This window comes from Streptomyces sp. LUP30 (assembly GCF_001746365.1).
Classification (GTDB): domain Bacteria; phylum Actinomycetota; class Actinomycetes; order Streptomycetales; family Streptomycetaceae; genus Streptomyces.
Genome location: NZ_MJAJ01000011.1, coordinates 118,142 through 145,004, shown reverse-complemented (window position 1 = coordinate 145,004; position 26,863 = coordinate 118,142). Strand labels below are relative to the sequence as shown.

26 protein-coding genes and 1 pseudogene are annotated in these 26,863 nt (G+C 72.3%); 10 read left to right on the top strand and 17 right to left on the bottom strand.

Annotated elements, in window-relative coordinates:
* Nucleotides 1–46: 46 nt before the first annotated feature.
* Entirely contained in the window at nucleotides 47–541 is a 495-nt protein-coding gene (locus tag BG482_RS12560) for a MarR family winged helix-turn-helix transcriptional regulator (RefSeq protein ID WP_256096341.1), read from the bottom strand.
* Nucleotides 542–641: 100 nt separating this feature from the next.
* Here BG482_RS12560 and BG482_RS12555 point away from each other — a divergent pair, with 100 nt between their 5' ends.
* Entirely contained in the window at nucleotides 642–1,661 is a 1,020-nt protein-coding gene (locus tag BG482_RS12555; protein ID WP_069769054.1) for an NADP-dependent oxidoreductase, read from the top strand.
* Nucleotides 1,662–1,728: 67 nt separating this feature from the next.
* Here BG482_RS12555 and BG482_RS12550 read toward each other — a convergent pair whose 3' ends face one another.
* A complete protein-coding gene (locus tag BG482_RS12550) occupies nucleotides 1,729–2,904 on the bottom strand; it encodes a serine hydrolase domain-containing protein (RefSeq protein WP_069769053.1) in 1,176 nt (391 codons plus the stop codon).
* Between the two features lie 409 nt (nucleotides 2,905–3,313).
* Here BG482_RS12550 and BG482_RS12545 point away from each other — a divergent pair, with 409 nt between their 5' ends.
* A complete protein-coding gene (locus tag BG482_RS12545) occupies nucleotides 3,314–4,111 on the top strand; it encodes an EI24 domain-containing protein (protein WP_069769052.1) in 798 nt (265 codons plus the stop codon).
* Nucleotides 4,112–4,187: 76 nt separating this feature from the next.
* On the opposite strand, the gene BG482_RS12540 is transcribed toward BG482_RS12545, so the two are convergent.
* Nucleotides 4,188–5,453: a pyroglutamyl peptidase gene (locus BG482_RS12540; RefSeq protein ID WP_069769051.1), complete on the bottom strand. Its 1,266-nt coding sequence runs from the start codon at nucleotides 5,451–5,453 to the stop codon at nucleotides 4,188–4,190.
* 209 nt (nucleotides 5,454–5,662) lie between these two features.
* Between BG482_RS12540 and BG482_RS12535 the strand changes: the two genes are divergently transcribed.
* Complete coding sequence (locus tag BG482_RS12535) at nucleotides 5,663–5,980, top strand: YrdB family protein (RefSeq protein ID WP_069769050.1); 318 nt, start codon at nucleotides 5,663–5,665, stop codon at nucleotides 5,978–5,980.
* Between the two features lie 3 nt (nucleotides 5,981–5,983).
* On the opposite strand, the gene BG482_RS12530 is transcribed toward BG482_RS12535, so the two are convergent.
* Nucleotides 5,984–6,565: a TetR/AcrR family transcriptional regulator gene (locus tag BG482_RS12530; protein WP_069769049.1), complete on the bottom strand. Its 582-nt coding sequence runs from the start codon at nucleotides 6,563–6,565 to the stop codon at nucleotides 5,984–5,986.
* 106 nt (nucleotides 6,566–6,671) lie between these two features.
* Here BG482_RS12530 and BG482_RS12525 point away from each other — a divergent pair, with 106 nt between their 5' ends.
* Nucleotides 6,672–9,140, top strand: a complete 2,469-nt coding sequence (locus tag BG482_RS12525) for a beta-glucosidase (protein WP_069769048.1) — start codon at nucleotides 6,672–6,674, stop codon at nucleotides 9,138–9,140.
* Nucleotides 9,141–9,238: 98 nt separating this feature from the next.
* Here the strand turns inward: BG482_RS12525 and BG482_RS12520 are convergent, their stop codons facing one another.
* Complete coding sequence (locus tag BG482_RS12520; RefSeq protein ID WP_069769047.1) at nucleotides 9,239–10,216, bottom strand: aldose epimerase family protein; 978 nt, start codon at nucleotides 10,214–10,216, stop codon at nucleotides 9,239–9,241.
* 15 nt (nucleotides 10,217–10,231) lie between these two features.
* Entirely contained in the window at nucleotides 10,232–11,134 is a 903-nt protein-coding gene (locus tag BG482_RS12515) for an SGNH/GDSL hydrolase family protein (protein WP_069769046.1), read from the bottom strand.
* A gap of 265 nt (nucleotides 11,135–11,399) precedes the next feature.
* On the opposite strand from BG482_RS12515, the gene BG482_RS12510 reads away from it, so the two are divergent.
* Nucleotides 11,400–11,894, top strand: a complete 495-nt coding sequence (locus BG482_RS12510; protein ID WP_069769045.1) for a DUF3145 domain-containing protein — start codon at nucleotides 11,400–11,402, stop codon at nucleotides 11,892–11,894.
* A 99-nt stretch (nucleotides 11,895–11,993) separates the two neighbouring features.
* Here the strand turns inward: BG482_RS12510 and BG482_RS12505 are convergent, their stop codons facing one another.
* The 5 genes from BG482_RS12505 to fasR all read right to left on the bottom strand — a co-directional run bounded on the left by BG482_RS12505 (nucleotide 11,994) and on the right by fasR (nucleotide 16,902).
* Complete coding sequence (locus BG482_RS12505) at nucleotides 11,994–13,274, bottom strand: beta-ketoacyl synthase (protein WP_069769044.1); 1,281 nt, start codon at nucleotides 13,272–13,274, stop codon at nucleotides 11,994–11,996.
* Between the two features lie 82 nt (nucleotides 13,275–13,356).
* Complete coding sequence (locus BG482_RS12500) at nucleotides 13,357–13,605, bottom strand: acyl carrier protein (RefSeq protein ID WP_019067091.1); 249 nt, start codon at nucleotides 13,603–13,605, stop codon at nucleotides 13,357–13,359.
* A gap of 82 nt (nucleotides 13,606–13,687) precedes the next feature.
* Nucleotides 13,688–14,683 carry a ketoacyl-ACP synthase III gene (locus BG482_RS12495; protein WP_069769043.1) on the bottom strand — a complete coding sequence of 332 codons (996 nt, stop codon included), beginning with the start codon at nucleotides 14,681–14,683 and terminating at the stop codon, nucleotides 13,688–13,690.
* Between the two features lie 9 nt (nucleotides 14,684–14,692).
* Entirely contained in the window at nucleotides 14,693–15,610 is a 918-nt protein-coding gene (locus BG482_RS12490; protein ID WP_069769042.1) for an ACP S-malonyltransferase, read from the bottom strand.
* An 89-nt stretch (nucleotides 15,611–15,699) separates the two neighbouring features.
* On the bottom strand, nucleotides 15,700–16,902 hold the full coding sequence (gene fasR / locus BG482_RS12485; protein ID WP_069769041.1) for a fatty acid biosynthesis transcriptional regulator FasR: 1,203 nt from the start codon (nucleotides 16,900–16,902) through the stop codon (nucleotides 15,700–15,702).
* Between the two features lie 128 nt (nucleotides 16,903–17,030).
* On the opposite strand from fasR, the gene BG482_RS12480 reads away from it, so the two are divergent.
* Complete coding sequence (locus tag BG482_RS12480) at nucleotides 17,031–17,714, top strand: pirin family protein (protein ID WP_107450512.1); 684 nt, start codon at nucleotides 17,031–17,033, stop codon at nucleotides 17,712–17,714.
* A gap of 3 nt (nucleotides 17,715–17,717) precedes the next feature.
* Here BG482_RS12480 and BG482_RS12475 read toward each other — a convergent pair whose 3' ends face one another.
* Together BG482_RS12475 and BG482_RS12470 are read right to left on the bottom strand one after the other, a co-directional pair.
* A complete protein-coding gene (locus BG482_RS12475; protein WP_069769040.1) occupies nucleotides 17,718–18,536 on the bottom strand; it encodes a serine hydrolase in 819 nt (272 codons plus the stop codon).
* 19 nt (nucleotides 18,537–18,555) lie between these two features.
* Entirely contained in the window at nucleotides 18,556–19,038 is a 483-nt protein-coding gene (locus BG482_RS12470) for a GNAT family N-acetyltransferase (RefSeq protein ID WP_069769039.1), read from the bottom strand.
* 96 nt (nucleotides 19,039–19,134) lie between these two features.
* On the opposite strand from BG482_RS12470, the pseudogene BG482_RS12465 reads away from it, so the two are divergent.
* Nucleotides 19,135–19,608: pseudogene (locus BG482_RS12465) on the top strand (MerR family transcriptional regulator); the annotation flags it as partial.
* 107 nt (nucleotides 19,609–19,715) lie between these two features.
* On the top strand, nucleotides 19,716–20,732 hold the full coding sequence (locus BG482_RS12460; protein ID WP_069769038.1) for an aldo/keto reductase: 1,017 nt from the start codon (nucleotides 19,716–19,718) through the stop codon (nucleotides 20,730–20,732).
* 54 nt (nucleotides 20,733–20,786) lie between these two features.
* Here BG482_RS12460 and BG482_RS12455 read toward each other — a convergent pair whose 3' ends face one another.
* The 3 genes from BG482_RS12455 to BG482_RS12445 form a co-directional block, all read right to left on the bottom strand.
* Nucleotides 20,787–21,641, bottom strand: a complete 855-nt coding sequence (locus BG482_RS12455; RefSeq protein ID WP_069769037.1) for a DUF4429 domain-containing protein — start codon at nucleotides 21,639–21,641, stop codon at nucleotides 20,787–20,789.
* A 59-nt stretch (nucleotides 21,642–21,700) separates the two neighbouring features.
* Nucleotides 21,701–22,918, bottom strand: coding sequence for an alpha/beta hydrolase (locus tag BG482_RS12450; RefSeq protein WP_069769036.1), 1,218 nt, complete (start codon nucleotides 22,916–22,918; stop codon nucleotides 21,701–21,703).
* 109 nt (nucleotides 22,919–23,027) lie between these two features.
* On the bottom strand, nucleotides 23,028–23,672 hold the full coding sequence (locus BG482_RS12445) for a TetR family transcriptional regulator (protein ID WP_069769035.1): 645 nt from the start codon (nucleotides 23,670–23,672) through the stop codon (nucleotides 23,028–23,030).
* A 66-nt stretch (nucleotides 23,673–23,738) separates the two neighbouring features.
* Here BG482_RS12445 and BG482_RS12440 point away from each other — a divergent pair, with 66 nt between their 5' ends.
* Entirely contained in the window at nucleotides 23,739–25,358 is a 1,620-nt protein-coding gene (locus tag BG482_RS12440; protein ID WP_069769034.1) for an MFS transporter, read from the top strand.
* Between the two features lie 252 nt (nucleotides 25,359–25,610).
* Entirely contained in the window at nucleotides 25,611–25,916 is a 306-nt protein-coding gene (locus BG482_RS12435) for a small hydrophobic protein (protein ID WP_069769033.1), read from the top strand.
* A gap of 123 nt (nucleotides 25,917–26,039) precedes the next feature.
* On the opposite strand, the gene BG482_RS12430 is transcribed toward BG482_RS12435, so the two are convergent.
* A complete protein-coding gene (locus BG482_RS12430; protein WP_069769032.1) occupies nucleotides 26,040–26,816 on the bottom strand; it encodes a potassium channel family protein in 777 nt (258 codons plus the stop codon).
* Between the last annotated feature and the right edge of the window lie 47 nt (nucleotides 26,817–26,863).

The window sequence follows — 26,863 nt, the reverse complement described above, 5'->3', positions numbered from 1 at the left end:
CACGGCTGAGACACACGGCTGAGGCGCCCTCTCGCGACGCCGGCGCCTAGGCGCGGTCGCTTGCGGTCGTGAGCATGCGCCCCAGCAGTCCGCGCAGGACCAGACGCTCCTCCTCGGCCAGCCCCGCCAGCGGCTCGCGGGCGAACCGCAGCGACTCGCGCAGCCCTCGGGCGATCCGCCGCCCCTCCTCGGTGGCCGCCGCCAGCTTCACCCGGCGGTCGGCCGGGTCGGGGCGCCGCTCCACCAGACCTCGCGACTCCAGCCGGTCGACGATGCCGGTCACGTTCGACGGCTCGCACTTCAGCTTCTGCGCCAGCTTGCGCATCGGCAGCGGCTCCAGCGAGAGCAGGCTCAGCAGCCGGGCCTGCGCGCCGGTGAGCGAGTGGTCGGCGGCGGCGTCCTCGTAGTCCTCGTAGAAACGGGCCACGACCTCGCCGATCAGCTCGACGACCTCCAGGGTCAGAGCGTCGGGAAGCGTGGTGGGGCCGGCCGGACCGGTCGGCCGGGAGGTCGCTTGCGAGGTCGGATGTGAGGCGGACATGGATCCAGGGTACCCGTTTACTTGACATCCTGAAATATTCAGGCGCATGGTTGTTTCAGGTAGTGAAGCATTTTCGAGCATGTGAAAGGCAGCCTCTCCCATGACTGACTCGGCCCTCCCCACCACCAGCCGCGAATGGCGTCTGCTCAGCCGCCCCGTCGGCTGGCCGAAGCCCGAGGACTTCGAGCTCGCCGAGGCGGAGATCCGCCGCCCCGGCCCCGGTGAGGTGCTGGTGCGTAACGCGTACGTCTCGGTGGACCCGTACATGCGGGGCCGCATGAGCAGCGCCAAGTCCTACGTGGCCCCCTTCGAGCTGGGCAAGGCCATGCAGGGCGGGGCGGTCGGCGAGGTCGTCGCGTCCGAGGCCGAGGGCGTCTCCGTCGGCGACCACGTCCTGCACTTCGGCGGCTGGCGCGAGTACGCCACCGTCGACGCCAAGCAGGCCGTCAAGGTGGACCCCGAGGCCGCCCCGCTCTCCACCTACCTCGGCGTCCTCGGCATGACCGGCCTCACCGCCTACGCGGGACTCCTGCGCACCGCCGCCTTCAAGGAGGGCGACGCCGTGTTCGTGTCCGGCGCGGCCGGCGCCGTCGGCAGCCAGGTCGGCCAGATCGCCAAGCTCAAGGGCGCCTCCCGGGTCATCGGCTCGGCCGGCTCCGACGACAAGGTCAAGCTCCTCGTCGAGGAGTACGGCTTCGACGCGGCCTTCAACTACAAGAACGGCTCCGTGGCAGACCAGCTCCGCGCGGCCGCCCCCGACGGGATCGACGTCTACTTCGACAACGTCGGCGGCGACCACCTCGAGGCGGCCATCGGCTCCCTCAACCAGAAGGGCCGCATCGCGATCTGCGGCATGATCTCGGTCTACAACAACACCGAGCCGGCCCCCGGCCCGAAGAACCTCGCCCGCCTGATCCAGACCCGCGGCCGCATCGAGGGCCTCCTGGTCGGCGACCACTACGACCTGCAGCCGCAGTTCGTCCAGGAGGTCGGCGCCTGGGTCCGCTCCGGTGACCTCAAGTACCGCGAGACGGTCGTCGAGGGCATCGAGAACAACCTGGAGGCGTTCCTCGGGGTCCTGCGCGGCGACAACACCGGAAAGATGATCGTCAAGCTCTGACCGCCGCACGCACGCCCAAGGCCGCACCCCTGGAACGTTCCGCGGGGGGTGCGGCCTTCGCCGTGTCTCAGCCGCAGGCCAGAGCCGCGCGGTGCACGGCCCCCGCCAGCCTGTCGTTCTCCGGGGCCGCCCCGCCCGGGAAGGCGAACCGGCGCCGCGTGTAGCCGTAGGCAAGCCCGCTGCGCGGGTCGGCGAAGGCCTGGCAGCCGCCCGCCCCGCTGTGCCCGAACGCCCCGGCGCCCAGGAACGGGTGCCAGGTGTCCGCGGTGGCCTGGAAGCCCAGCCCGTACGACCTGTGCGACCGCGTCACCACGTCGTAGCCCACGGAGTGCAGCTGCCCGAACTCCGCCGCCGTGTCCTCCTTCAGCAGCGGCGCCTTCCCGTCGACCTCGCTGATCGCCGCCGCGTACAGTCCGGCCAGCCCGCGCGCCGAGGCGACCCCGCCCACCGACGCCGGCCCCTTGGCCCGGACCAGCGGGTCGTTCGGCAGGAGCTCCAGGTCGGTCGGCTCGGCGGTGTGACGGTTGAAGGCGACCGCGGTCAGGGTGTGCGGCCCGCCGGGCAGTGCCTCCAGCAGCGCCCGCTGCTCGGCCGTCGCGGCCATCGGCTGCGCGCTGCGAAAGCGCGGCTCGTGCGGCGCCGGCAGCCCCAGGAAGAAGTCCAGCCCGTAGGCGAGCCGCACCCGCTCCTCGTACACCTCCTGGAGGGTGCGCCCCGTGGCCCGCCGCACGACCTCGCCGGTGAGCGCCCCGATCACCAGCGCGTGGTAGCCGAAGGCGGTGCCCGGCCGCCAGAACGGCCGCTGGTCGGCGAGGCGTTCGGCGAGCTGCCGGTCGTCGGCCAGCTCCTGCGGTGAGAACCCGCCGTCCGTGCCGACCACGCCGGCCCGGTGGGCCAGCAGCTCGCGCAGGGTCAGCGCGCCCTTGCCCTCGGCGGCGAACTCCGGCCAGTAGTAGGTGACCTTGCGGTCCAGCTCCAGCGTGCCCTCCTGGACGAGGAGCGCGACCACCAGGTGCGCGGCGCCCTTGGTCGAGGAGTACACGCCGTAGAGGGAGTCGGGGCCGGCGCCGTCGCCGGACGCCCACAGGTCGACGACTCGCCGGCCGTGCACCGACGCGCACAACTGGCCTTCGTAGTCGGGCTGTTCTTCCGCCACGAACGCGGCGAACTCCTCCCGTACCGCCTCGAACCCATCGGCCACCGTGCCGTGGATCTCCTGCGTCGTCCGAGCCAAACGAGTCATCCGCTCTCCTCAACCAGCCCGCTGCTTGCGTGTGCCATGGTGATCAACGCCTGTGCGATCTGCGCCGGGTCGCCGGCGTGTGGACGAAACCGCGATCCGGGGCGCCGGCCGTGCGCGGGTGGACGACGGCGGCGGCGACGCGGGCGGTGATCAGAACAGGCCGGGCCGGGCAGGCGCTCGATGTGCGCACGTCTACCTCCTGGACTTGCCTGGATCGTTGCTTGCGCAGATCGGTACGGCGAGGTGTGCCTGTTCGACTCAACTGCGGGAGGAGGGCCTCGGTGTCACCGATGCCCCGGATGGCCTACGAGACCCCCGCGGCGGACCGGCACGGGCTCCGCCCGCTCGGCCGGGAGGAGCGCACGCGGGGCGGCAGTCGTGAAATGTGCACGACCGATAGAGTTCGGCCATGCGCGATCTCGGGGTGGGGTTCAGGTACCTCCTGAAGGGCCAGCGATGGGTGGCCCGGCACGGCAGGCAGTACGGGTTCGGGCTCGTTCCCGGGCTGCTGACGCTCGTCCTGTACGCGGCGGCGCTGGTGGCGCTCGCGGTGTGGGGCGAGGACTTCGTGGGCTGGACGACGCCATTCGCCGACCACTGGTCGAACCCCTGGCTCGGTCTCTTCCGCGGCTTCCTCACCGCCGTGCTGTTCGCCCTCGGCCTCCTGCTCGCCGTGCTCACCTTCACCGCCGTCACCCTGCTGATCGGCCAGCCCTTCTACGAGAACCTCTCCGAGAAGGTCGACCGGGACGTGTCGCCCGACGGCACGGCCCCCGAGTCGGGGCTGCCGCTCTGGCGCGAACTGTGGGTCTCCGCCCGCGACAGCCTGCGCGTCCTCCTGCGCGCGCTGGTCTGGGCGGTGCTGCTGTTCGCCCTCGGGTTCATCCCGGTCGTCGGCCAGACGGTCGTCCCGGTGATCGGCTTCTTCGTCACGGGCTTCTTCCTCACCGAGGAACTCGTCGCCGTCGCCCTCCAGCGCCGCGACGTCGACCTGCGCGCCCGGCTCGCCCTGCTGCGCGGCCGCAGGATGCTGGTGTGGGGCTTCGGCACCCCCCTGGGCCTGGCCTTCCTGGTGCCCTTCGTCGCGGTCTTCCTGATGCCCGGCGCGGTCGCGGGCGCCACCCTGCTCGCCCGTGAGCTGGTCGGCGAGGAGATCGCCGAAGGCGGCACGGCCGAAGCGGCCGAGGAGGAGAACGCCGCCCCGTGAGGGAGACCCGCGCCGGGGAGGCCGAGGCCGCACGGGCCTCGACGAGACCGCCGGCCCGGTGCTCGCCGTCCCGGCGTCAGTCCCGCGCCCGCTCCGTCGCCCCGAGCGCCGCCGTCAGGATCGCCCGCACCTGGGCGACGATGTCCAGCCGGTTGCGCACGAACTGCGGATCGGTGACCGTCCCGGTCGCGGGGTCGGCGTTGCCGGCCGCGAACTGCAGCACCGGCGTGTGCACATGGCCGCCCTGCAGTCTGTCGTGCAGCCCCAGCCGGTCGCGCAGCAGGGTCGCCCGGTAGGCGATCTCGTTGGACAGGTAGTCCCCGCCGCCTCCGGCCCGGGCCGTCGACCCCGGCGTGGGCCCGTCCGGCCGGACGACGGGACCGGAGCCCCCTGCCGGGATCTCGGTGACGTCCGTGTGGTCGTAGACCGGGAAGCGGCCGGTGTCCGCCGCGGTGATCGCGGCGTACGGCAGGGTCGTGGTCGTCCACTGCGGCTGCGAGTCGGGGTCGGCGACCGGGATCGTCTCCGTGCGGCCGATGTTCTCGTTGTCGGGGAAGCCGCCCCGCCAGGCCCCGTTGGTGCGCTCCACGTCGAAGCGGCCGACGCGACCCTGGCTGACGGTCGCGAACAGGTCGGCGCAGGGCAGGTGCGGCCGCAGCGCGCGTTCCACGGCGCCGTCGGCGAAGTCCCGCCAGCGCACCGGGAACACGGCGGTCTCGATGCGCGCGGGCCCGTCCGCGGTCCTGATCACCGTGCCGTCCAGGGCGAGGGCGGCCGCCCCCGAGGGGTTGGAGATCCGGACGTCCCGGTCCAGGGTGAACGGGTCGAAGCCGGTCACCAGCACGCGCTTGAGGCCCTTGGCGTGCCGGGGGAGCCGGATGTCGCTCTGGCCGCGCGAAGTGCGCTCCAAGGAGTCCGACAGGGCCGCTCGTCGGCGCTCCGTCATCGCGAACGGGGGTTTCCAGGCGCGCAGTCGGCTCGTCATGTCGAGCCGCGCCCAGTACAGCGGCCGGTCGTCGTCCCGGCTGAGGTCTCCGCCGGCCGGCCCGCGTCCCTGCACCCGGTCCACCGCACGCCGCCACAGGGCCGAGCCCTCCCGGGCGACGACCTGCCGGGCCCGCGCGTAGGACGGCGAGGCCGCCAGCAGCCGGGCGAGCCGCGGGGCCGCCGTGTCGAACCCGGACCGGGCGAGGATCTCCTGCGCGGCGGCCTGCGTCAGCCGCTGTTCCTCGACGCCGGGAGCGGCGGACGCCGGCTCGGTCGCGGTCGCGGCGGTGGGGGAGGAGAGCCCGGCCGTCAGGGCCAGACCGAGGACGGCGGTGCGAACGCGTATGCAGTGCACGGGAGTCGGGGTCCTTCCGTCGCTGTGGGGGGAGAGCGTGGGGCGGGACGACGGCAGTATCCCGTGCCGCGAGGCGCTCCCGCCATGGAGCCTCACCCCGGCCGACGTCAGCGTCCGCCCGTACCTCGCGTACCTCATGCGTCGATGCCGCACGGATCGGGAGCGAAAGCGGTGGCCGCGCTGCCCGCCGTGGAGTGATACTGCCGCGCATGAAGGCAGCCAACCTGGGCGTTCTCTTCCTGATCGAGCTGGGCGCCGTGGCCGCGGCCGCCTGGTGGGGTGCGTCGACCTCGTGGCCCTGGCTGCTCGGACCGGTCGCCCCGGCCGCGCTGATCGCGGCCTGGGCGCTGTGCGGTTCGCCGCGGGCCCGCTTCAGGATGCGGGGTGCGGGCCGGGCCGGCTTCGAACTGCTCTGGTTCGGGGCGGGAGTCGGCGCGCTGTACGCGGCCGGTGCGCACGGCTGGGCGCTCGCCTTCGGCGTCGTGTGCGCGGTGAGCAAGGGGCTGGCGCTCAGGTGGGACCAGTGACCCTCAGCCGACCGGCTCGCCCAGCAGCCGCAGGAAGTCCCGGAACGCCTCCGGCATGTCCACCGACTCGGGGTCGAGCAGCCACTGGTACTGCAGCCCGTCCATCACCGCGACCAGCAGCGGGGCCGTGCGTTCCGGGGTGAGGCCGTTGGGCAGCCGGTCGCCGTACTCGGTGCGCAGCGCGGCCGCCATGCTCGCCCGCACCCGTGTGTACCGCTCGGTGAAGTACTCCCGGGCGGGATGCCCTTCCGTGACGCTCTCGCCGAGGAGCGCCGAGAAGGTCTGGACGACGCCGGGGCGCATCGCGTTGTACTCGACGAGCGAGGCGAGCAGGTCGACCCGCCACCGGGTGTCCGGCACGGCGTCCCACTGGTCGCGTTCCCGGAGCACCGCGACCAGCAGCGCGTCCTTCGTCGGGAAGTGGTGCAGCAGCCCCTGCTGGGTCAGTCCGACCCGTTCGGCCACCGCCGCCATGCTCGCCCCGCGGTAGCCGCGCTCGGCGATCACCGCCAGGGCCGCCCGCACGATCTCGGCCCGCCGCTCCTCGCTTCTGGCCCTGGCAGTCATGCCGTCACGGTACGGCATACGCCCTCTTGCGGATAACGGCAAAGTAACGAAACCTACCGATCGACAGGTAGCCGTTGCACGATGGAGCCACGGCACGTGCAGACACTCGACGAGGAGGCGCCGCATGGCGGAGACCGGGGCGGCAACGGGCGCGGTGACGGAGTCGGCGAGGGGTGCGGGGACGGAGGCGGCCGTCGAGCAGGCTCTCGGCAAGCTCGGCCTGGACGCCAAGACCCGGCTCCTGGCCGGTCAGGACACCTGGTCACTGCCCGCGCTGCCGGAGATCGGCCTGCGGTCGCTCGTGATGTCCGACGGCCCGATCGGCGTGCGCGGCGTGCGCTGGACGGCCGACGACCCCTCCGTCGCCCTGCCCTCCCCGACCGCCCTCGCCGCCGCCTGGGACCCCGGCCTCGCCCGCCGCGCCGGCGCCCTGCTCGCCCAGGAGGCTCGGCGCAAGGGCGTCCACGTGCTGCTCGCTCCCACGGTCAACCTGCATCGGTCCCCCCTCGGCGGCCGCCACTTCGAGGCCTACAGCGAGGATCCGTATCTCACCGGCGTGATCGGCGCGGCCTATGTGAACGGCGTCCAGTCCGGAGGCGTCGGCACCACCGTCAAGCACTTCGTGGCCAACGACGCCGAGACCGAGCGCTTCACCGTGGACAACCTGGTCGGCGAACGCGCCCTGCGCGAGCTGTACCTGGCGCCCTTCGAGGCCATCGTCGCCGACGCCCGCCCCTGGGGCGTCATGACCGCCTACAACACGGTCAACGGCACGACGATGACCGAGCACCACCACCTCGTCAACGAGGTCCTGCGCGGCGAGTGGGGCTTCGACGGCTTCAACGTCTCCGACTGGGCGGCCGCCCGCGACACCGTCGCCGCCCTCCGGGGCGGTCTCGACGTGGCCATGCCCGGCCCGCAGACCGTCTACGGCGAGGCCCTCGCCACCGCGGTGCGCGAGGGACGCCTCGCCGAGTCCGAGGTCGACGAGGCGGTCCGCCGCGTCCTGCGCCTGGCGGCCCGCGTCGGCGCCCTCGCGGACGTCGAACCGGCCGTCACGGAGCCGCCCGCCCCCATCGACGGCGAGGCCCTGGCCCGCGAACTGGCCCGCCGCTCCTTCGTCCTGCTCCGCAACGAGGGCGATGCGCTGCCGCTCCGGCCGGGCTCCGTCGCCCTCAGCGGCGCGGCCGCCCGCGACGCCCGCATCCTGGGCGGCGGCTCCGCCACCGTCTTCCCCACCCACGTCGTCTCCCCGCTCGACGGCCTCACCGCCGCCCTCCCCGAGGGCGCTCTCCACTACGCCGTCGGCGCCGATCCCAGCACCGAACTCGCCGTCGCCGACAAGGGGTTCGCGCTCCGGGCGGTCTGCCGCGACGCCGCCGGAACCGTCCTCGGCACCGGCTCCGCCCCCAACGGACAGATCCAGTGGATGGGCTCGGACCTCCCCGAGGGCGTCGCTCACGACACCCTCCACACGGTCGAACTGACCGGCGTCCTCACTCCGCGCGAGAGCGGCCGGCACACCTTCGGCACCAAGGGCACGGGCGCCTTCACCCTGACCGTCGCCGGGACGACCTACTACGACGACGTCCAGCGCCCCGCCGACGACAGCGACCCCTTCGAAGGGTTCTTCGGATCCCCCGAGCCCCGCGCCCAGGTGGAGCTGACCGCCGGCGAACCGGTCGAGATCTCCCTCACCCACGTCTTCGCGCTCCCCGAGGGCGCCCCCTTCAAGGCCGTCGCCTTCGCGCTGCTCCACCAGGAGCCGGTGCGCGACCCCGACGAGCTGATCGCCGAGGCGGTCGAAGCGGCGCAGGCGGCCGACACGGCCGTCGTCGTGGTCGCCACCACCGAACGCGTGGAGTCCGAGGGCTACGACCGCGAGGACCTCCGCCTCCCCGGCCGGCAGGACGACCTGGTGCGCGCCGTCGCCGCCGCCAACCCGAACACCGTCGTGGTCGTCAACGCCGGCTCCCCGGTGGAAATGCCCTGGCGGGAGGAGGTCGCGGCCGTCCTGCTCAGCTGGTTCCCCGGCCAGCAGGGCGGTGCGGCGCTGGCCGACGTCCTCACGGGCGCCCATGAGCCCGGCGGCCGCCTCCCCACCACCTGGGGCTCCCTCGCCGACGCCCCCGTCACCGAGGTCGTCCCCACCGACGGCGCCCTCTCCTACCGCGAGGGCGTCTTCATCGGCTACCGCGCCTGGGAGAAGGAGGACCGCACCCCGGTCTACCCCTTCGGCCACGGCCTCGGCTACACCGACTGGACGTACGAGTCCGTCGACGTCACGGGGTCGACGGTCGGGGTGCGGATCCGCAACAGCGGCGAGCGGGCGGGCCGGGAGGTCGTCCAGGTCTACCTGGCGCCCACCGACCCGGCGCCTGCGCCCGAGCGTCCCGCCCGCCGGCTGGCCGGCTTCGCCGTCGTGGAGGCGGGCCCGGGGGAGAGCGCCGAGGTCGCCGTGGAGATCCCCACCCGTGCCTTCGAGGTATGGGACGAGGCGGACCACCGGTGGTCCTTTGTGAAAGGTTCGTACGAAATCCAGGTGGGTCGCTCGATCGCCGACCGCCGGATCACCGCGACGATTAACGTGTGATCGGCACGGCCGCCCGCCCCGGCGCGGCCGTCGCCCCGCGAACAGCCCCGGCCCGGGACCTGACCCCTGGGCCGGGGCAACATCTCTCCCTCGGACCGCTAGCGGACCGAGAAGCCGTACACCGTCTGCGACCGGTAGACCTCGCCCGGCCGCAGCACGGTGCTCGGGAACTCCGGCCGGTTCGGGGAGTCCGGGAAGTGCTGGGTCTCCAGCGCGACGCCCTCGCCGGGCACGAACGGCTCGCCCAGATGGTCGGCGGTGTACAGCTGCAGCCCCGGCTCGGTCGTCGAGACCGTCAGCACCCGCCCGGACGCCGGGTCGTGCAGCTCGGCGACCTCGACCGGGGTGTCGGTGACTCCCTTGTCGAGGACGAAGTTGTGGTCGTAGCCGACGCCGATCTTGCGGGCCGCACGGAAGTCGAAGCGGCTGCCGGCCACCTGCGCGAGTTCGCCCGTCGGGATCCCGTCCGCCTCCACCGGCGTGTACCGGGAGGCGGCCAGCCGCAGTTCGTGGTCGCCCGCACCGCCGCTGCCGGGCCCGCCGAGGTTGAAGTAGCTGTGGTTGGTCAGGTTCACCACCGTCGGCGCGTCGGTGACGGCCCGATAGGCGAACCGCAGCGACCCCGACGCGTCCAGCGTGTACGTGGCCGAGACCTCCAGCCGCCCCGGGAAGCCCTCCTCGCCGTGCGCGGCGACCCGGCTGAGCCGCAGCCCGTGCTCGACCGGCTCCACGTCCCACACCCGCTTGTCGAACCCGCCCGGCCCGCCGTGCAGCGAGTTGGGCGCGGCGTTGGGCTCCAGCGCGTAGGTCACCCCGTCCAGCGGGAAGCGGGCCTGCGCGATCCGGTTGGCGTACCGCCCCACCAGCGCGCCGAGATACGGCTCCGGATGGGCGAGATAACCGTCCAGATCCGCGAACCCGAGCACCACGTCCGCCGTGTGCCCGTTCCGGTCCGGGACCTCGACGGACTGCACGATCCCGCCGTACGACAGAACGCGCACCCGCGTGCCCGCCCGCTCCAGGGTCCAGCGGTGCACGGGGGTGCCGTCGGAAAGTGTTCCGAAGTGTTCGCTCATGGGCGAAACACTAAGTCACGAGGTCTTCCCGGTGACTCCCCGATAGGCCAGCTCCGCGAGCCGCGCCTGGCCGTCCTTGCTGGGATGGAACCAGTCCCAGTGGCTCAGCTGGTCGGTGCCGAACCGGAAGTCGTACACCGCGCCGCCGTCGAACCGGCACCGCACGTCCTTCGCGCAGACCTCCTTCAACACCGAGTTGTAGTCCTCCACCCGCTTCTGCACGGTGTCCCGCCGCAGGGTCGCCGCCGAGTCCAGCACGTCGGCGTCGCCCAGCATCGACGGGCAGATGCCCAGCTTCCAGATCTGCTTGCCCAGCGCGTTCGTCCGCCCCTGCGACCACAGCCGCTTCAGGTTCGGCACGCTCGACACGTACACCTGCGTCTTCGGCAACGCCCGGCGCAGGGTGCGCAGCGCGTCCTCGAACTGCGTGCGGAAGTCGGCCACCGGCGTCATCGCCGCCGTGGAGACGCGGCACGCGTCGTTCGCCCCCGCCATCACCGTCACCAGCTGCGGTCTGTCCAGGGCCGCCTGGGCCATCTGGGCCGGCACGTCCGCCATCCGCGCCCCGGTCGCCGCGTGATTCCAGCTGTGCGTGGCCGCCTTCGCCGGGCCCAGCAGCCGTACCGCGAGACTCTTCACGTCGACGCTGGCGCCGGTCGCCCAGGACACCTCCGGACAGTCCGCGAGGACCGTACAGGCGTCGAAGCCACGGGTGATGGAGTCGCCCACCGCCGCGACCGAGGACGGGCTGGTGTCCCACAGCGGGGCCGGCGAAGCGGAGGGCTTCGCGTGGCGCGCCCGCGCGCCCGACGGCCCCGAGCCGTCACCTCCGCCCAGGGCGTCACAGCCCGTCAGGCCGAGGACTGCCGCCGTCGTGCCCGCGAGCACGGCCCGCGCGTGCCGGTTCCGCTTCCGCATCCGCTGGTGTTCCCCTCGTTCTCCGAACAACGCTCCCCCTAGGACAACGCACGGGAGTTCCCGGGCGAATCACACCCACAAGATGGAACGCTTCCCACCCGTACAGGCGTCCTGCCGGGTGAATGGCGGAGGTTTCAGGGCACCAGGACCGACGGTACGTCACACTCCTTGCGCCGCCGCACGGTAGCCTCGCCATCAACGCGGCTGCCTGCCACCGCCGCCGTTGCCAGCCTGCAAGACTGTCCCGCTCTGCCCGGAGGTCCCGGTGACGACACGTGGAGTTCTGTACGTGCACTCCGCGCCGCGCGCGCTGTGCCCGCACGTCGAGTGGGCCGTCGCCGGGGTGCTCGGCACGCGCGTCAACCTCGACTGGATCCGGCAGCCCGCCGCGCCCGGCACCTGGCGCTCGGAGTTCTCCTGGAAGGCCGAGGCCGGCACCGCCTCCAAGCTGGCGTCGGCGCTGAGAGGCTGGCAGATGCTGCGCTTCGAGGTCACCGCCGAGCCCTGCGCCACCGCCGAGGGCGAGCGCTACAGCTGCACGCCCGACCTCGGCATCTTCCACGCCGTCACCGGCATCCACGGCGACATCCTGATCCCCGAGGACCGTCTGCGGGCGGCCCTGCTGCGCAGCGGCCGCGGCGAGACGGAGCTGGAGGGTGAACTCTCCAAGCTCCTGGGCAAGCCGTGGGACGACGAACTGGAGCCCTTCCGCTACGCGGGCGAGGGCGCCCCGGTGCGCTGGCTGCACCAGGTCGTCTGAGACCGGCCCGAGCGCGTCCGGAGACCGAAAGCCCGAAGGGGCCCCGCCTTCCCGGGCGGGGCCCCTTCGGTCCGGTACGCGATCGCGTACGGGCAGGTCTCAGACCGAGCGGAACGCCAGGACCACGTTGTGCCCGCCGAACCCGAACGAGTCGTTCAGGGCGGCGATACGGCCCTCGACGGGCAGCTTGCGCGCCTCGCCGCGGACGACGTCCGCGTTCGCCTCGGCCTCGGGGTCGATGTTCTCCACGTTGATGGTCGGCGGAGCGACCCGGTGGTACAGCGCGAGCACCGTCGCGACGGACTCGACGCCGCCCGCGCCGCCCAGCAGGTGACCGGTCATCGACTTGGTCGCCGAGACCGCCATGTGGTCGGCGTCGTCGCCGAAGACCTTGCGCAGCGCCTTCAGTTCCGCGATGTCGCCGGCCGGCGTCGAGGTGGCGTGCGCGTTGACGTGCACGATCTCGGCCGGGTTCAGGTCGGTGTTGTCCAGCAGGTTCTGCAGGGCGTGCGAGATGCCGCGGCCCTCCGGCTCCGGCTGCACGATGTCGTGGCTGTCGGCCGAGATGCCCTGTCCGACGGCCTCGGCGTAGACGCGTGCTCCGCGCGCGGCCGCGTGCTCGGCGGACTCCAGGACGATCACGCCGGCGCCCTCGCCCATGACGAAGCCGTCGCGGGCCACGTCGTAGGGACGCGAAGCGCCCTGCGGGTCCTCGTTGTTCTTGGACATCGCCATCATGTTGCCGAACGCGGCGATGGGCAGCGGGTGGATCGCCGCCTCGGTGCCGCCGGCGACGACCACGTCGGCACGGCCGGTGCGGATCATCTCGATGGCGTAGCCGATGGCCTCCGCGCCCGACGCGCACGCCGAGACCGGCGTGTGCACGCCCGCGCGGGCGCCCACGAGCAGACCCACGTTGGCGGAGGGGCTGTTGGGCATCAGCATGGGGACGGTGTGCGGGGAGACCCGGCGCACACCCTTGTCCTTCAGGACGTCGTACTGGTCGAGGAGGGTGGTCACGCCGCCGATGCCGGAGGCGATGACCGCGCCCAGGCGGTCGGGCTCGACGTCGCCCTCGCTGCCCTCCTCGCCGGCCTTGCCGGAGAAGCCGGCGTCCTTCCAGGCCTCCTGGGCCGCGATCAGCGCGAACTGCGCCGAACGGTCCAGCTTGCGGGCCTGCGGCCGCGGGATGACCTCGAGAGGCTCCACGGCGACACGGGCCGCGATACGGACGGCCTGGTCGGCCGCCCACTCCTCGGCGAGGGCCCGGACGCCGGACTTGCCGGCGACGAGACCCTCCCAGGTAGAGGCTGCGTCGCCACCCAGCGGTGTAGTTGCGCCGATACCGGTGACGACCACGGTGCGATTGGTCGGGATCACGGATTCTTTCTCCAACGTTACGAGGATTCAGCGGCGCCACCGCCGGGTGGCGGGGCAGTTCGGTCCAGGGGACCGAGTGGGGTCAGCCCTGGTTCTTGAGGATGTAGTCGGTCGCGTCGCCGACCGTCTTGAGGTTCTTGACGTCCTCGTCCGGGATCTTGACGTCGAAGCGCTCTTCGGCGGCGACGACGACCTCGACCATGGACAGCGAGTCGACGTCCAGGTCGTCGGTGAAGGACTTGTCCAGCTGGACGTCCTCAACCGGGATGCCGGCGATCTCGTTGACGATGTCGGCGAGACCGGCGACGATCTCTTCCTGAGTGGCGGCCATGTTCGGCGCTCCTTCTTAGATATCCAGAGGGTGTGGCAGTGGGTGATTCCCGCACCGGACCGGGTGATCCGGCACGAAGTGCCTAGGGGAGGGTAACGACAGTGGCGGCGTAGACGAGACCCGCCCCGAATCCGATGACGAGCGCGGTGTCGCCGCTCTTCGCCTCGCCGGTCGCCAGAAGCCGCTCCATCGCGAGCGGGATCGAGGCGGCCGACGTGTTGCCGGTGGTGCGCACGTCACGGGCGACCGTGACGGACTGCGGCAGTTTGAGAGTCTTCACCATCGAGTCGATGATGCGCTCGTTGGCCTGGTGCGGGATGAAGACGTCGAGTTCGTCGGCGGTGATGCCGGCGGCGTCCAGCGCCTCCTTGGCGACCTTCGCCATCTCGAACACGGCCCAGCGGAAGACCGCCTGGCCCTCCTGCGTGATCGCCGGGAACTTGCCCGCGGAGTCGTACTCCGTCCACGGCACGGTCTGCTTGATGGTCTCCGACTTGTCGCCCTCGGAGCCCCAGACCGTCGGGCCGATCGCCGGCTCCTCGGAGGGGCCGACCACGACCGCGCCCGCGCCGTCGCCGAACAGGAAGGCCGTCGCGCGGTCCTCCAGGTCGGTCAGGTCGGACAGCCGCTCGACGCCGATGACCAGCACGTACTCGGCGGATCCCTCCACCACCATGCCCTTGGCGAGGGTGAGCCCGTAGCCGAAGCCCGCGCAACCGGCCGAGATGTCGAACGCGGCGGCCTTGTTCGTGCCGAGCTTGTCGGCGATCTCGGTGGCCACGGCCGGAGTCTGCTTGAAGTGCGAGACGGTCGACACGACCACCGCGCCGATCTGCCCGGCGGTGATCCCGGCGTCGGCGATCGCCTTGCCGGACGCCTCGACCGACATGGCGGCGACGGTCTCCTCGTCGTTCGCCCAGTGACGGGTCTCGATGCCGGAGCGCGAGCGGATCCACTCGTCGGAGGAGTCGATCGTCTCCAGGATGACCTCGTTGGGCACGACCCGCGTGGGCCGGTAACCGCCGACCCCGAGGATGCGTGCGTACGGGGAGCCCTTGCTGGGCTTGATCTTCGCCATCAGGGCTCCTCAGACGACGCCGTGCTCGGCGATGAGCTCGCGAGCGGCGTCGAGGTCGTCGGGGGTCTTCAGCGCCAGCGTCTTCACACCGGGCAGGGCGCGCTTGGCGAGGCCCACCAGGGTGCCGCCGGGGGAGACCTCGACGAGCGCGGTCACGCCGAGCTCCTTGAAGGTCTCCATGCACAGGTCCCAGCGGACCGGGTTGGCGACCTGGCCGACCAGCCGGTCCAGGATCTCGGCCCCGGAGGCGACGGCCTGTCCGTCCTTGTTGGAGACGTAGCGGACCGTGGGGTCGGCCGGGACGAGCTCCGCGGCCGCCTTGGCCAGGGCCTCGACGGCGGGCGCCATGTGCCGCGTGTGGAAGGCGCCGGCGACCTTCAGCGGGACGATCTTGCGGACGCCCTCGGGCTTGTCCTCGGCCAGCGCGGCGAGCTGTTCCAGCGTGCCCGCGGCGACGATCTGGCCCGCGCCGTTGATGTTCGCCGGGGTGAGCCCCAGCTTCTCCAGATGCGCCAGGGAGACCTCGGGGTCCCCGCCGAGCAGCGCGGACATGCCGGTCTCGGTGACCGCGGCGGCCTCGGCCATGGCCAGGCCGCGCTTGCGCACCAGGCCCAGCGCGACGGTGTCGTCGAGGACGCCGGCCAGCGCGGCGGCGGTGAACTCGCCGACGCTGTGGCCCGCGACCGCGGCGGCGGACGCGTCGCCGAGCGCCGTGGCGGACAGGATTCCGGCGGCGACCAGCAGCGGCTGGGCCACCGCGGTGTCACGGATCTCGTCCGCGTCGGCCTGCGTGCCGTAGTGGGCGAGGTCCAGGCCGATGGCGTCCGACCACGCGGCGACGCGGGCGGCGGCGCCGGGCAGTTCGAGCCAGGGAGTCAGGAAGCCGGGCGTCTGGGCGCCCTGGCCGGGAGCGACGAGTACGAGCACTCTCACACTCTCTCTTGGGGACGGCCGAAGCCGCCCGTGGGGACAGGGACGAAGAACGGCAGGGGGTTTTGTGGGACCCCGACAAAAGGCTAGGTCTGAGGATCTCCGTCGACCAGACGCCCCAGGATCAGCGCGATCCGGAGCGTGAACGCGGAGCGTACATCCGAAGGCGACCAACCGGTGACGTCAGTCACACGTCGAAGCCGGTAGCGCACGGTGTTCGGGTGCACGAAGAGCATCCGGGCGGCCCCCTCGAGACTGGACGCCTGTTCGAGATATACGGAGAGCGTCTCCAGGAGCGCGGACCCGGCCTCCTCCAGCGGTCTGTAGATCTCCTCCACCAACTGCTCGCGCGCACCGGGATCACCGGCGATGGCGCGCTCCGGCAGCAGATCGTCCGCCAGCACCGGTCGGGGTGCGTCCTGCCAGGCGGAACAGGCCTTGAGGCCGGCCGCGGCGGCCTGTGCGGACCGGGTCGCGGCCAGCAGGTCGGGCACGACGGGCCCCGCCACGACGGGTCCCGCGGCGAACGGCCCGATCAGCGACTTGGCGACGGCGAGCGGGTTGTCGCTGCCGCCGGCGATCACCACCAGCCGGGTGCCGAGCACTCCGGTCAGCACCTGGAGCTTCGAGTGCCGCGAGGCCCGCCGGATGGCCTCCACGGTCAGCTCCGAGTCGCCGTCCGGGGCGGTGCCCAGGACGACGCACACATGTTCCGGCGAGTTCCAGCCGAGCGCGGCGGCCCGGCTCACGGCCCCCTCGTCGGCCTCGCCGCTCAGCACGGCGTTCACGACGAGCGACTCCAGCCGGGCGTCCCAGGCGCCGCGTGCCTCGGCGGCCTGGGCGTAGACCTGGGCGGTGGCGAAGGCGATCTCCCGGGCGTAGACCAGGAGCGCCTCGCGCAGCACGTTCTCGTCACCGGGCGCCGCGACCTCGTCGATCGCGGACTCCATGACCTCGATGGTGGTCCGCACCATCTCGACGGTCTGCCGCAGCGTGATGGCCCGCGTCAGCTCGCGCGGCGCCGTGCCGAACACGTCGGTGGAGATGGCCTGCGGGGCGTCGGGGTGCCGGAACCACTCGGTGAAGGCCGCGATGCCCGCCTGGGCGACCAGTCCGATCCAGGAACGGTTCTCCGGGGGCATCGCCCGGTACCACGGCAGTGTCTCGTCCATCCGCGCGATGGCCTGGGCGGCGAGACTCCCGGAGGACTTCTCCAGCCGCTTCAGCGTGGCGGGGTGGGAGTGGACGGCGACCGCGGGCTGAGGGCGACTCGTTTCTGGTTCGGGCACATGGACAAGACTGCCTTATCGCCGCGCATGCTCGAGCCGGTGGGTCGTCTCCGTTCCCGCCGTCGGCCGGGGGTCCGACGCGCCGGGGCCCGCGCGCCGGGCGGGGCGGGTCTACCGTGGGTGCCGTGATGGACGTACGGCGCGCCGACGAGCGCTACCGAGGCGGAGACCCGGCCGCGGGCATCGAGTCGTGGCACGCGTTCTCCTTCGGCCCCCACTACGACCCCGGAAACCTCCGCTTCGGCCCGCTGATCGCCTGCAACGAGGAGCGCCTCGCCCCGGGCGCCGGGTTCGACGAGCACCCCCACAGCCACACCGAGATCGTGACCTGGGTCGTCGAGGGCGAGCTGACCCACCGTGACTCCGCCGGTCACGAGACCCGCGTGCGCCCCGGTGACGTGCAGCGGCTCAGCTCGGCCGACGGCGTGCGGCACGTGGAACGCAACGACGCCGACGTGCCCCTGACCTTCGTCCAGATGTGGCTGGCCCCGCCGGCCCCCGGCGGCGACCCGTCGTACGAGATCGTCCGCGGCATCGCCGACTCCACCCCGTACGCCGTCCCGCGGGCGGGCGCGATGCTGCACGTGCGGCGGCTGGACGCGGGGCAGCGCACGGCGGTGCCGGACGCCCCCCTGGTCTACGTCCACGTCGTGCGCGGCGAAGTCCGCCTGGGCGGCGACAAGCTGGCGGCCGGGGACGCGGCGCGCGTCACGGACGCGAAGGACCTGGAGGCGGTGGGGGCGACGGCGGCGGAGGTACTGCTGTGGGAGCTGACCGGCCACGATCCGGCCGGCCAGGATGCGACCGGCTAGCGGTCAGCGGATCTCCGCCAGCACCGCGTCCGTGAACGGCGGCCAGGCCTCGGCCGCCCACGGCCCGAACGCCCGGTCCGTCAGCGCCACCGCGGCCGCCCCCGCGTCGGGATCGACCCACAGGAACGTGCCGGACTGCCCGAAGTGGCCGAACGTGCGCGGCGACGACGAACTGCCCGTCCAGTGCGGCGACTTGGAGTCGCGGATCTCGAAGCCCAGCCCCCAGTCGTTGGGGTTCTGGTGCCCGTAGCCGGGCAGCACGCCCTTCGTCCCGGGGTACTGCACGGACATGGCCGCGGCCACCGTCCTCGGGTCCAGCAGCCTGGGCGCCTGCACCTCGGCCGCGAACCGCAGCAGATCCCCGACCGTCGAGACGCCGTCCTTGGCGGGGGAGCCGTCGAGGGACGTCGCCGTCATCCCCAGCGGCTCGAGGACCGCCTGGCGCAGGTACTCCGCGAACGGGATGTCCGTCGCCTTCGCGATGTGGTCGCCGAGCTGCTCGAACCCGGCGTTGGAGTACAGCCGGCGCTCGCCCGGGGCCGCGGTCGTGCGGTGCTCGTCGAAGGCGAGCCCGGAGGTGTGCGCCAGGAGATGGCGGACCGTGGACCCGGGCGGCCCCGCGGGCTCGTCCAGCTCCACCGCGCCCTCCTCGTACGCGACGAGGGCGGCGTACGCGGCGAGCGGCTTGGTGACCGAGGCCAGCGGGAAGCGCCGGTCGACGGGGCCGTGGGCGCCCAGCACCGTGCCGTCGGCCCGCACGACGCCCGCGGCGGCGGAAGGAACCGGCCAGTTCTCGATCAGCGCGAGACTCTTCAACGACATGCCCACGACCCTATGCGGCTCACAGCAGCAGCTCCATCAAGGGGTCCGGCTTGGGGCGGAAGCCCAGGGCGGTGTAGAGCGGCGCCGCGTCCGCGGACGCGGTGAGGTGCACCTGAGCCGCGCCCCGCGCCCGGAACCACGCGAGCAGCGCGTCCATGCAGGCGCGTGCGTACCCGCGGCGGCGCGCGCCGGGATCGGTGGCGACGGAGAAGACGTAGCCGACGGTCCCGCGCGGGTTGCCGGCACGCCCGATGCGGTACTCGATCGTCCCCACGACCAGCGCGGCCAGCGTCCCCGGCCGCTCGGGGTGATCGACGACGAAGGCGGCGAAGTCGCCGTCGGGCTCGGACAGCCGCCGGCGCAGTGTGGGCAGCGACTCGGCGTGCCAGCCGACGGACCCGCCGCCGGACCCGTCGCCGGGGGACAGCGAGTCGATCATCACCTGGCGCAGCCGCAGCACTTCCGCGGCGTCCTCGGGCAGGGCTCGGCGCACGACACTCATGCCCCGCACGCTAACCGGCGTGATCGAGCCGTGTCCCCCGGTTTCTTACCGTATCCGCTTGCTTCGAGCGCACTCGAAGGCCATAGCGTGGTGGTCATGACGGTGTTGCAGACCACGCCCGTGACCATCGAGCAGAATCCCGCCCCCGCAGACGTCTGCTCCGCGCCCCCGCCGCGGCACCCTCGCCCCGACGGGCAGGACAGCTACACGATCAGCGAGGTCGTCGCCTTCACCGGCCTGACGGCCCACACCCTGCGCTGGTACGAACGCATCGGGCTGATGTCCCACATCGACCGCTCGCACACCGGCCAGCGCCGTTACAGCAACCGCGACCTGGACTGGCTCGACCTCGTCGGGAAGCTGCGGCTGACCGGTATGCCGGTCGCCGACATGGTGCGGTACGCCGAGCTCGTCCGCGAGGGCGACCACACGTTCGGCGAGCGCTACGAACTGCTGGAGAACACCCGGCGCGACGTGCGGGCCCGGATCGCCGAACTCCAGGACACGCTCGCCGTGCTCGACCGGAAGATCACGTTCTACGGGGACGCCACCCGCGCCCAGGCCTACGAAGGCCGCCTGCACGAACCCCAGCCCCACGAACCCCAGCTCCACGAACCCCAGCTCCACGAACCCCAGCTCCACGAACCCCAGCTCCACGAAGCCGAGAGGACCGCCCGATGACCTACAGCACGATCCCGACGGCACGACTCGGAGAGAACGGACCCGAGGTCGGCGTCCAGGGCCTCGGCTGCATGGGCATGAGCTTCGCGTACGGTCCCACGGACGCCGACGCATCCCGCGCCGCTCTGGAACGGGCCCTGGAGCTGGGCGTCACGCTCTACGACACGGCCGACGCGTACGGCGCGGGCGAGAACGAGAAGTTCCTCTCCCCGTTCTTCAAGGCGCACCGCGACGAGGTCGTGATCGCCACCAAGTTCGCCCTGGCGATACCCCCGGAGGACCCCTCGCGGCGGATCATCCGCAACGACGCGCCCTACATCCGCGAGGCCGTCGAGGCGAGCCTGCGCCGCCTGGACGTCGACGTCATCGACCTCTACTACATGCACCGGCGTGACGTGAACGTGCCGATCGAGGACACCGTCGGCGTGATGGCCGACCTGGTGCGCGAGGGCAAGGTCAAGCAGCTGGGCCTGAGCGAGGTGACGGCCGACGAGCTGCGCGCGGCACAGGGCGTCCACCCCATCGCCGCCGTCCAGTCGGAGTGGTCGCTGTTCAGCCGGGACATCGAGGCGCAGGTGGTGCCGGCGGCCCGCGAGCTCGGCGTGAGCCTGGTCCCCTACTCCCCGCTCGGCCGGGGCTTCCTCACCGGCTCCTTCACCGACGCCGGAACGGACCTCACCGCCGACGACTTCCGCCGTCAGCAGCCCCGCTTCAACGGCGAGAACGCGGTCGCCAACGCGGCCCTGCTGGAGCCGGTCCGCACGGTGGCCGAGGCCCACGGCGCCTCGCTCGGCCAGATCGCCCTGGCCTGGGTCCAGCAGCGGAGCACCGTGCACGGCCTGCCGGTGATCCCGATCCCGGGCACCAGCAAGCCGGGCCGGGTGGAGGAGAACACCGCGGCGACGGGGATCGTGCTGAGCGACGAGGAGCTGGACCTGCTGGAGCCGATCTCGGCCAAGGTGGCCGGCGACCGGTACGCGGACATGCGGTTCGCCTCCGCCGGACGCGAGTGACCCGCCCGCCCCGGCAGCCGGTACGGCAGCCGGGGCCGGGCGACGCCGACAGCACTAGAGCTCGGCCAGCAGCTCGGCCTTCTTGACGGTGAACTCCTCGTCGGTCACCAGTCCTGCCTGATGCAGTTCCCCGAGGTGGCGGATCCGGTCGGCGATGTCGGCCGGATCCCGGCGCGGCACGGTCACGGCCGGGACGGCCGCCGAGGCCCCGCGGCCGCGGACCGCCGCCAGCACCGCGGCCGCGAACGGCAGCGACTCGTGCACGGGCCCGTAGCCGAGCCCGAAGACGACGGTCGCCGGATCCTGGTCGGGCTGGACCGGCGCCTCCTGTCCGTTGATCAGCCGGAGGTGTCCCTCGAACACCTCCGGCGAGCGCCACTCGACGCCGCTGAGTTCGGAGACGGCGAAGCTCTGGTCGCCGGCCTTCCACTTCGCGGACGACGCTCCCGTCCAGAACCACCGGAAGCGCACCGTCCGCCCGTCGAACGAGGCTTTCCCGTCGTACGCCTTGAACGACAGCGGCGCCTCCGGCGCGTCCACCAGGAACCGTTCGGCCGGTCCGGAGCCGGTCAGCTGCGACCGCAGCTCGTCGGCGTAGTACTCGGCGAGCGTCTCGCGCTCGGCGGGCAGCACCAGCCGGTAGGGGTCGCTTCCCTCCTTCAGCTGGCCGGCGGCCGCCTCCAGCAACGGATCGGCTCCCGCTCGGGGCTCCAGGCGCAGGACGACCGTCCCCCGCTTGCCGGGGGCCAGCGTCACCCCGGCGACGGCCGACAGCGGTATACGGCGCTCGCGGAGAGCCGAGAGCAGCTTGGGAGTGCGAAGCCCCCGTTCGTAGCGGATGAGGACGGAGTCGGACTCGAACTCCCAGGCGGCATGAAATCCGGCCAGTACGTCACCCATGCGGCTCATCGTAGGCGTGACACCCATTCTTCGTCCCCTCCCCGCGCGACCCCGCAATTACTGCGTCTCTACGCGCGTCCAGCCTCTGTCGTGTCGAACAAACCCGCCGTGCAGGCGTCATCGTCGTGGGCGCACTCCACCGAGCGGAATGCGCCGGTGCCGATCTCGGCGAAGTTGCGCAGGCTGTCCGTGCCCGGTTCGAAGTAGCCTCCGTGGCCCTGGGCCTCCCGTGCCGAGAGCACGCGGGCGCCGAACTCCCGCGCCATCGGGTCCTCGCCGTGCCCGAGGCCGCCGACCTCCAGGTGCGGCACGTCCTGGATCCAGTCGTCGGCGTCCCGCATCGCCCACACCCGGGCGTCGGTGCCCAGCTGGGCCGCCTTGTCCACGCGCATCCCGGGGCTGCCGGCCACCGCGATGTCGGTCACCCGGTCCGGCATGGAGCGCGCGGCGACCCCGCACACCACGGAGCCGTAGCTGTGGCAGAACAGCGACACCGGCGCGCGGCCCGGCAGGGCGCCGAGCAGGGCGTTCAGCCGGACGGCGCCGTTGCGTGCGCGCATCGCGGTGGCCGAGTCGATGCCCAGGCCGTCGGGCGAGGTGTAGTCGGCCCAGGCGATCACGGCCGTGCGCGTCGAGGGGCTCGCCGCGTGTTCGGCCGTGTAGAGGGCCTGGGCCATGCCTACGGGCGCCGAGTACTTGCGGTTGGTGCGCTGGAAGGTGAGCAGGTCGGTGTCGACGCCGGGGACGACCACGGAGATCCGCTCGGCGTCATCGAGCCGGCCGAACACCTCTGCGGCCCGGCCGGAGCCCTCCGGGTCGAAGGCGAGGATCTGCCGGCCCGCGGTGTTCATCGCCTCGTAGCGGTGCATCCGCCGGTCGGCGAGCAGCTGCCCTGCCGGGGTGAGCCGGCTGTCGTGCAGGCGTCTGCGCTCCACGCGGATCTGCTGGCGCAGGGCGACGCGGTTGGCGCGGTAGCGCAGCTCGGCGGGGGCGCCGTTCATGTTGCCCACCGCGAGCGCGTAGTCGTGCGCGAGCGCGGTGCGCTGCGGCGCGGTCAGCCCGGCGAAGAAACGGGCGAGCCGGGCGGGGGCGGAGTCGAGGTCCGGCAGCCGCCGGCCGTCGACCCGGCCGTGCTCCCACGCCGCGCGCGAGTGCTGCAGGGCGGTGGCGCCCCGGTGCTGGTGCAGGGCGGTCCAGCCGGTGGTCGTCAGCATCACGAACACCACGGCCAGGGCCGCCAGGGCGCGCCAGACGTTGAGCTGAGGGGAGGTGTCGAAGGAAGTCACTGTAAGGACACACTAGGAGAACGAGAGGGTCTCGGGTGACCCAAGTGATGGGGATCACGTTTCAACCGGCGTGCGAGTGGTCATGATCCCCTTCAGGCCTGTATGGGTCTCAGGCCCCGTGGTCCGCTCCAGGCTCGCGCCAGTCGCCCAGCAGAGCGGGCCCCAGGCCGTCGAGATACCGGGCCGTCAGCAGCCGGATCTCCTCCGGGTCGAGGTCCTCGCCCGTGGACCACCGGCGCTCCGCCGCCCGCATCGCCCCGCCGAACACCGCCACCGCCAGACGCGGCCGCGGATCGGCGTCCGCGTCGAGCCCCTCGCGCTCGGCGATCACCCGCGCCACGTCCTCCTCGACCTCCGCCGAGCGCCTGAGATGCGCGGCGAGCAGCACCGGCGTCTCCTCGATCACCCGGTACATGCGCAGATACAGCTCCACCGGGACGACGGACTCGACGACCTCGTTGATCGAGTACCAGCCGTCGACGACGGCCCGGCGCAGCGCCTGCAGCGGCGTCTCGTGCGCCGGGCGGGCGCGGACCTCCTCGACGAACCTGGTCACCGTCATCTCCACCAGGCCGAGCGCGACCTCGTCCTTGCCGGTGAAGTAGCGGAAGAAGGTGCGCTGGGAGACGCCGACGGCCTCGGTGATCTCGTCGACGGTGGTCCCGTCGTATCCCCGGGACGTGAACAGCTCCACGGCGGCCCGCAGCAGCGCGTCCCGGGTGCGCTGTTTCTTGCGTTCGCGCAGTGTGTGCATAAGTGTCAGTTACCGACTTGTGAACTCGTTTGTCAATTGTCAGTGGCTGTCACTAGCCTCGAACGCATGACTAGTCAGACCGCCATCGACTCGACGGGACCGGGGGGCAGGACGCCGGCAGACCCGTCGGAGGGACCGTCCGCCAAGGGGCTGCGCGGCCACCCGTGGTTCACCCTGCTCACCGTCGCCGTCGGCGTCATGATGGTGGCCCTCGACGGCACCATCGTCGCCATCGCCAACCCGGCCATCGCCAAGGACCTGGGCGCCACCTTCGCCCAGGTCCAGTGGATCACCAACGCCTACTTCCTGGCCCTCGCGGTCACCCTGATCACCGCGGGCAAGCTCGGTGACCGCTTCGGCCACCGTCAGACGTTCCTCATAGGCGTCGTCGGCTTCGCCGCCGCCTCCGGCGCGATCGGCCTGTCCGACAGCATCGCGCTGGTCGTCGTCTTCCGTGTCTTCCAGGGCCTGTTCGGCGCCCTGCTGATGCCCGCCGCGCTCGGTCTGCTGCGCGCGACGTTCCCGGCGGAGAAGCTCAACATGGCCATCGGCCTGTGGGGCATGGTCATCGGCGCGTCCACCGCGGGCGGCCCGATCCTCGGCGGCGTCCTCGTCGAGCACGTCAACTGGCAGTCCGTGTTCTTCATCAACGTGCCGGTCGGGGCCCTCGCCCTGGTCCTGGGCGTGCTGATCCTGCTCGACCACCGCGCCGAGAACGCCCCGCGCTCCTTCGACCTCCTCGGCATCGCTTTGCTCTCGAGCGCGATGTTCTGCCTGGTCTGGGCCCTCATCAAGGCGCCGGCCTGGGGCTGGGGCGACGGGGCGACCTGGGCGTTCCTGCTCGGCTCCGCGGTGCTCTTCGCCGCCTTCGCCTACTGGGAGACGAAGGTCCGGGAACCGCTGATCCCGCTGGCGCTGTTCCGCTCGGTCCCGCTGTCGGCGGGCGTGGTCCTCATGGTGCTGATGGCCGTCGCCTTCCTCGGCGGCCTGTTCTTCGTGACGTTCTACCTCCAGAACGTGCACGGCATGAGCCCCATCGACGCGGGCCTGCACCTCCTCCCGCTCACCGGCATGATGATCGTCGGCTCCCCGCTCGCGGGCGCGCTGATCACCAAGCTCGGCCCCCGCATCCCGCTGGCCGGCGGCATGGCGGCCACCGCGATCGCCATGTACGGCATGTCCACGCTCGAGACGGACACCGGCAGCGGTGTCATGTCGGTCTGGTTCGCCCTGCTGGGCCTCGGCCTCGCACCGGTCATGGTCGGCGCGACCGAGGTCATCGTCGGCAACGCGCCCATGGAGCTGTCGGGCGTGGCGGGCGGCCTCCAGCAGGCGGCCATGCAGATCGGCGGCAGCCTCGGCACCGCCGTGCTGGGCGCCGTGATGGCATCCAAGGTCGACAGCGACCTGCCGGCCAACTGGAAGGACGCGGGGCTGCCCGCGCTCACCCCCGCGCAGCTGGACCAGGCCTCGGAGGCGGTTCAGGTCGGCGCGGCCCCGGTGGCCAAGGGCACTCCCGAGGCGATCGCCGCGAAGATCGCCGACGTCGCCCACGACACGTTCATCTCCGGCATGAGCCTGGCGTCCCTGGTGGCGTCCGGGGTCGCGGTCGTCGCCGTCGTCGTCGCGCTGTTCACCAAGCGCGGGGAGAACGCGGACGCCGGCGCCGGGACGGGCCACATCTGAGGCGCTCCCGCCGGTCCGACCTGACGGAACTTCAAGGAATGTCCCCTATCAGGGTGACAACGCTAAAGGTTCCTCGCATCCGGTACGCGCCGCAGGTCACAGTTAGTCAAGCCCTCCGGATGGCAGGGCGGCCAGGGCTGCGGCGCGCTGCCGGAGGGGGACAGCGCGCCGACTGCCCGGCAACTGCGGGGAATAGTCCGCGTGTCGCGGGTACCCGACCATCGAACAGCCCCGGAATCCAGGGAGTTGACGATGGCCGGTTTCGGAAACGGCGCCCGCAGGTACCCCCGTTCGAGTGGCCGCACGGGGTCACAGGCCGGGCCGGATCGCGCGACGCTCGGAATCATCGGCCTCGTCTGCGCGGTCGCCGGATTCTTCGCGCTGGGGATCATCCTCGGCCCCGCGGCGATCGTCTGCGGCTGGCTGGCCATGGGCCGTAGCTGGGCGGGCTCCCGTCCGGTGCCGGCCCTGGTCGCCGTCGTCCTCGGCGCGATCGACACGCTGCTCGCGATCATCTGGCTGGCGGGCGCCACGGGAACGGGCAACGGGCTGCTCTGACCGGCAGCGAAACGCTCTGACCGGCAGCGAACGCACTGGCCGGCAGCGGACCGCTCCGACGGCCGGCTGACGGGCCGCGGGCCGTTCCGAGGCCCCGACTCCCCGCGCCTCCCGGCCGCCCCGCTACCCGGACGGTCGGCGGGAGGTCAGCGACGAGGTCCCACGGGCGCCGTCCTGCAGCGCCGCGACCTCTCGCCGCAGCGCCCGCACCTCCTCCGTCAGCGCCAGGATCGCCTCCGTCTGGGCGCGTTCCTCGACGTCGTCCTTGTCGAACCGCTCGATGAACCACGCCGCGATGTTCGCGGTCACCACACCGAGCAGCGCGATCCCGGAGAGCATCAGCCCGACGGCGATGATCCGTCCCAGCCCGGTGGTCGGAGAGTGGTCCCCGTATCCCACGGTCGTCATCGTCGTGAACGACCACCACAGGGCGTCACCCAGTGTCCGGATGTTCCCCTCCGGCGAGTCCCGCTCGACCGACAGCACGGCGAGCGAACCGAACATCAGCAGCCCGACGACCGCCCCGACGACGTAGGTGGTCATCCGGATCTGCGAGGCCATCCGCGCCCGCCGCCCCACCAGCAGCAGCGTCGAGACGAGCCGCAACAGCCGCAGCGGTTGCAGCAGGGGCAGCACCACCGCGCACAGGTCCAGCCAGTGCGTCCGCACGAACAGGCGCCGCTCGGGCGTCAGCGCCAGCCGGACCACGTAGTCCGCGGCGAACGTCCCCCACACCGCCCACTCCACCGAGGTGCAGGCCACCGTCAGCGGCCTGCCGGCGGAGGTGTCCACGATCGGCACCGCGTAGGCGAGGGCGAACACCACGGTGAGGGCCAGCAACGGCCGCTGGGTCCACTGCTCCCACCGGTCCTGCCGGTCCTGCGCCGTTCGTCGTTGCATGTCCGCATAGTAAAGAACGAGTAAGGGGCGGGGGAGCCGAAGCTCCA

Coding starts and splice junctions, on each gene's coding strand:
- BG482_RS12560 (WP_256096341.1), bottom strand. CDS start 541: ATGTCCGCCTCACATCCGACCTCGCAAGCGACCTCCCGGCCGACCGGT.
- BG482_RS12555 (WP_069769054.1), top strand. CDS start 642: ATGACTGACTCGGCCCTCCCCACCACCAGCCGCGAATGGCGTCTGCTC.
- BG482_RS12550 (WP_069769053.1), bottom strand. CDS start 2,904: ATGACTCGTTTGGCTCGGACGACGCAGGAGATCCACGGCACGGTGGCC.
- BG482_RS12545 (WP_069769052.1), top strand. CDS start 3,314: ATGCGCGATCTCGGGGTGGGGTTCAGGTACCTCCTGAAGGGCCAGCGA.
- BG482_RS12535 (WP_069769050.1), top strand. CDS start 5,663: ATGAAGGCAGCCAACCTGGGCGTTCTCTTCCTGATCGAGCTGGGCGCC.
- BG482_RS12530 (WP_069769049.1), bottom strand. CDS start 6,565: ATGCCGTACCGTGACGGCATGACTGCCAGGGCCAGAAGCGAGGAGCGG.
- BG482_RS12525 (WP_069769048.1), top strand. CDS start 6,672: ATGGCGGAGACCGGGGCGGCAACGGGCGCGGTGACGGAGTCGGCGAGG.
- BG482_RS12520 (WP_069769047.1), bottom strand. CDS start 10,216: ATGAGCGAACACTTCGGAACACTTTCCGACGGCACCCCCGTGCACCGC.
- BG482_RS12515 (WP_069769046.1), bottom strand. CDS start 11,134: ATGCGGAAGCGGAACCGGCACGCGCGGGCCGTGCTCGCGGGCACGACG.
- BG482_RS12500 (WP_019067091.1), bottom strand. CDS start 13,605: ATGGCCGCCACTCAGGAAGAGATCGTCGCCGGTCTCGCCGACATCGTC.
- BG482_RS12495 (WP_069769043.1), bottom strand. CDS start 14,683: ATGGCGAAGATCAAGCCCAGCAAGGGCTCCCCGTACGCACGCATCCTC.
- BG482_RS12480 (WP_107450512.1), top strand. CDS start 17,031: ATGGACGTACGGCGCGCCGACGAGCGCTACCGAGGCGGAGACCCGGCC.
- BG482_RS12475 (WP_069769040.1), bottom strand. CDS start 18,536: ATGTCGTTGAAGAGTCTCGCGCTGATCGAGAACTGGCCGGTTCCTTCC.
- BG482_RS12470 (WP_069769039.1), bottom strand. CDS start 19,038: ATGAGTGTCGTGCGCCGAGCCCTGCCCGAGGACGCCGCGGAAGTGCTG.
- BG482_RS12460 (WP_069769038.1), top strand. CDS start 19,716: ATGACCTACAGCACGATCCCGACGGCACGACTCGGAGAGAACGGACCC.
- BG482_RS12455 (WP_069769037.1), bottom strand. CDS start 21,641: ATGAGCCGCATGGGTGACGTACTGGCCGGATTTCATGCCGCCTGGGAG.
- BG482_RS12445 (WP_069769035.1), bottom strand. CDS start 23,672: ATGCACACACTGCGCGAACGCAAGAAACAGCGCACCCGGGACGCGCTG.
- BG482_RS12440 (WP_069769034.1), top strand. CDS start 23,739: ATGACTAGTCAGACCGCCATCGACTCGACGGGACCGGGGGGCAGGACG.
- BG482_RS12435 (WP_069769033.1), top strand. CDS start 25,611: ATGGCCGGTTTCGGAAACGGCGCCCGCAGGTACCCCCGTTCGAGTGGC.
- BG482_RS12430 (WP_069769032.1), bottom strand. CDS start 26,816: ATGCAACGACGAACGGCGCAGGACCGGCAGGACCGGTGGGAGCAGTGG.